Below are 283 nucleotides of genomic sequence, written 5' to 3' on the forward strand. Positions count from 1 at the left end.
GCATTTCGGTGGAGCTGTTGCAGAAGGGCGAGGCACTGCCGCCCCGCGAGCCCTGGGCATCCATGGAGAACACCGGCACATGGTAACCGTGACGCGCATGACCCGGGCGCGCATGATCCGGGCGGTGGCATCACTGTCGGCGCTCTCTGCGCTGGTCCTGCTGGCCGGCTGTAGCAGTCATGCACCGGCGCCTGGCGAGCCGGTCGACGGTGAGCTGAGCGGCCCGGTGGTGGAGCAGCGCTGGAATCTGCTGCTGGTGGGCACCAGCGAGCGGCTGTCGATG

The 283-nt window shown here is 68.9% G+C and carries 1 protein-coding gene; it reads left to right on the forward strand.

From position 1 onward, the window contains the following. Positions 1 to 79: 79 nt before the first annotated feature. Positions 80 to 283: hypothetical protein (locus H2O73_RS20935; RefSeq protein ID WP_220457742.1), on the forward strand; the 204-nt coding region annotated here is incomplete at its 3' end.

It is taken from the genome of Vibrio marinisediminis (genome assembly GCF_014050145.1).
Lineage (GTDB): Bacteria > Pseudomonadota > Gammaproteobacteria > Enterobacterales > Vibrionaceae > Vibrio > Vibrio marinisediminis.